Source organism: Alishewanella sp. HH-ZS (assembly GCF_001704375.1).
In the GTDB taxonomy this organism is placed as follows: Bacteria; Pseudomonadota; Gammaproteobacteria; order Enterobacterales; family Alteromonadaceae; genus Alishewanella; species Alishewanella aestuarii.
In genome coordinates this window covers 1-2836 of sequence record NZ_LZEJ01000079.1, presented here as the reverse complement: position 1 = coordinate 2836, position 2836 = coordinate 1, and the positions used below count along the sequence as shown (strand labels likewise).

Below are 2836 nucleotides of genomic sequence, written 5' to 3'. Positions count from 1 at the left end.
ATGCCCGGCGCACCACAAAAAAGGGCAGCCGAGGCTGCCCAATGTCAGTTACCTGACCACGTTGCGAAAACTTAGAACTGATTCATGGTGTTATGGGTACCACCGGCTTTTAGTGCCGCTTCACCAGAGAAGTACTCTTTGTGATCATCACCGATATCTGAACCAGACATATTCTGATGCTTGACACAGGCGATGCCCTGACGGATTTCCTTACGCTGTACGCCAGCCACATAACCCAGCATACCGGCGGCGCCAAAGTATTCCTTAGCCAGATTGTCGGTAGACAGAGCCGCGGTATGATAAGTCGGTAGGGTGATCAGGTGGTGGAAAATCCCCGCCTCACGCGCCGCATCAGCCTGGAAGGTCTGAATCCGCTTATCGGCTTCCAGTGCCAACTCTGTCGTATCATACTCGGCGCTCATTAAGGCGGCGCGATCGTAAGCAGACACATCTTTGCCTGCCGCTTGCCAGGCATCAAATACCTGCTGGCGGAAATTCAGCGTCCAGTTAAAGGATGGGCTGTTGTTATAAACCAGCTTGGCACCCGGCACCACCTCACGAATACGGTCAACCATCTCTTTGATCTGACCGATATGTGGCTTCTCGGTCTCAATCCACAGTAAGTCAGCACCGTTTTGTAATGAGGTAATACAATCCAATACCACCCGATCGATACCACTGCCCGGTTTGAACTGGAATAACCCACTGGCCAAACGCTTCGGCTTTAACAGCTTACCATTGGCTTTTACCACCACGTCACCATTGGCAATATCATCGGCACTGCTAATGTAATCGCCATCCAGGAAGCTGTTATATTTATCGCCTAAATCGCCCGGCGCTTTGGTTACCGCGATTTGCTTGGTTAAACCAGCACCTAAAGAATCAGTACGGGCCACGATAACGCCATCATCGACGCCCAGCTCCAGGAAGGCGTAACGCACGGCATTAATTTTCGCCAGGAAATCCGCATGCGGTACTGTGACCTTACCATCCTGGTGACCACACTGCTTCTCATCCGAGACCTGGTTTTCAATCTGAATCGCACAGGCACCGGCTTCAATCATTTTCTTCGCCAGTAAGTAGGTGGCTTCTTCATTACCAAAGCCGGCATCAATATCGGCAATAATCGGCACCACGTGGGTTTCAAAGTTATCAATCTTGCTCTGTACCGCTGCGGCTTTGGCGCTGTCTCCGGCAGCACGGGCTGCATCCAGTTCGCGGAACAGACCGCCCAGCTCGCGGGCATCGGCTTGTTTTAAAAAGGTGTATAACTCAGCAATTAATGCCGGCACTGAGGTTTTCTCATGCATGGATTGGTCCGGCAGTGGGCCAAACTCAGAGCGCAGTGCGGCAATCATCCAACCAGACAGATACAGGTATTTACGCTTGGTGGTACCAAAGTGCTTTTTAATCGCAATCAGCTTTTGCTGGCCGATAAAACCATGCCAGCAACCTAATGACTGCGTGTACTGGCTGCTGTCGGCGTCATAAGCGGCCATATCGGCGCGCATCACCTTAGCGGTATATTTCGCAATATCTAAACCGGTATTAAAACGGTTTTGTAAACGCATCCGTGCCGCATACTCAGGACTGATAGCATTCCAGCCCTGGTTGCTGCCAACAACTTGCTCTAATGCGGCGATCTGATCTTGATAAGCTGTCATGGTAGTTTCCTCTTGGTTTTAACTGTAACCGCTGTGGTGTGCTTTCAATATAGTTAACAAAACAAAGATTCATAAAGCTGATTTTCATGATGCCCATCATTTTTTTAGTGAATGGCAAAAACGGCTATTGGGTTCGCTTTGCAGCAATGCTATGATTCAGCGCAATAATGTACTGACAGCTGAGCATTTCAGATATGAATATCAACAAAATGGACCTCAACCTGCTGGTTTACCTAGATGTGCTGCTACGGGAGAAGAATGTGACCCGTGCCGCCAACCAGCTGAATATCACCCAGCCGGCGATGAGTAATGGCTTAAAACGACTGCGGGATTTACTCAACGATCCGATCCTGGTGCGCACCTCTGAGGGGATGGTGCCTACCGAGCGGGCGCGCGAATTAGCCCCTGTGGTACGCGGTGTTTTGCTAACTCTGGAAGAAACCTTACAACCGAACAAAGATTTTGAGCCGTCACAAAGTCGGCGCGTGTTCCGGATCATGGCCAGCGATTATGCGGCCTCGACGCTGATCCCAGCGCTGTTAAAAAAATTGCGGGTACAGGCGCCCTATACCAGTCTGGATATTATGACCCCGTCCGATGTGACCTTTCATGATGTGGAAAATGGCAAGGTCGATATGGCGATTAACCGCTTTGATCAATTACCGCAGTCGTTTCATCAGAAAACCGTCTGGCGCGATAGTTTTTCCTGCCTGCTAAACCGGCAAAACCCGGTGCTCTCGCACTTTAATCTGGATAGCTATCTGAAAGCGCAGCATATCTGGGTCAGTAAAACCGGCTTTGGTGTCGGCGTCGGTATGGATCCGAAAGATGTGCAAAAGCTCGGCTGGGTAGACGAAGCCCTGGCCAAACTGGGCAAACAACGCAATATCACCGTCTTTACCCGTAACTACCATGTGGCGATGCATCTGGCGGTAGGTATTGACCTGATTGCGACGCTGCCCAGCCGCGCCGCCCGTTTATACGAAAAAGATCCGACGATGGCGATTATGGACCCACCTTTTGCCATTCCGTCAATTGAACTGAAAATGATCTGGAGCCCTCTGCTGCATCAGGATGCCAGCCATATCTGGTTTCGCCGTCTGATCACCGAAACGGCAGATGAACTGAACTGACCTGAACTGGGTTAGACATAAATCGAGTAGGAGGCGGGA

2 protein-coding genes are annotated in these 2836 nt (G+C 50.6%); one reads left to right on the top strand and one right to left on the bottom strand.

Features of this window, described 5'->3' with window-relative positions; all coding sequences use genetic code 11:
• Positions 1-71: 71 nt before the first annotated feature.
• Positions 72-1664: an isocitrate lyase gene (locus A9165_RS16275; RefSeq protein ID WP_065956662.1), complete on the bottom strand. Its 1593-nt coding sequence runs from the start codon at positions 1662-1664 to the stop codon at positions 72-74.
• 194 nt (positions 1665-1858) lie between these two features.
• On the opposite strand from A9165_RS16275, the gene A9165_RS16270 reads away from it, so the two are divergent.
• Positions 1859-2797, top strand: coding sequence for a LysR family transcriptional regulator (locus A9165_RS16270; RefSeq protein WP_008608671.1), 939 nt, complete (start codon positions 1859-1861; stop codon positions 2795-2797).
• Positions 2798-2836 lie beyond the last annotated feature (39 nt).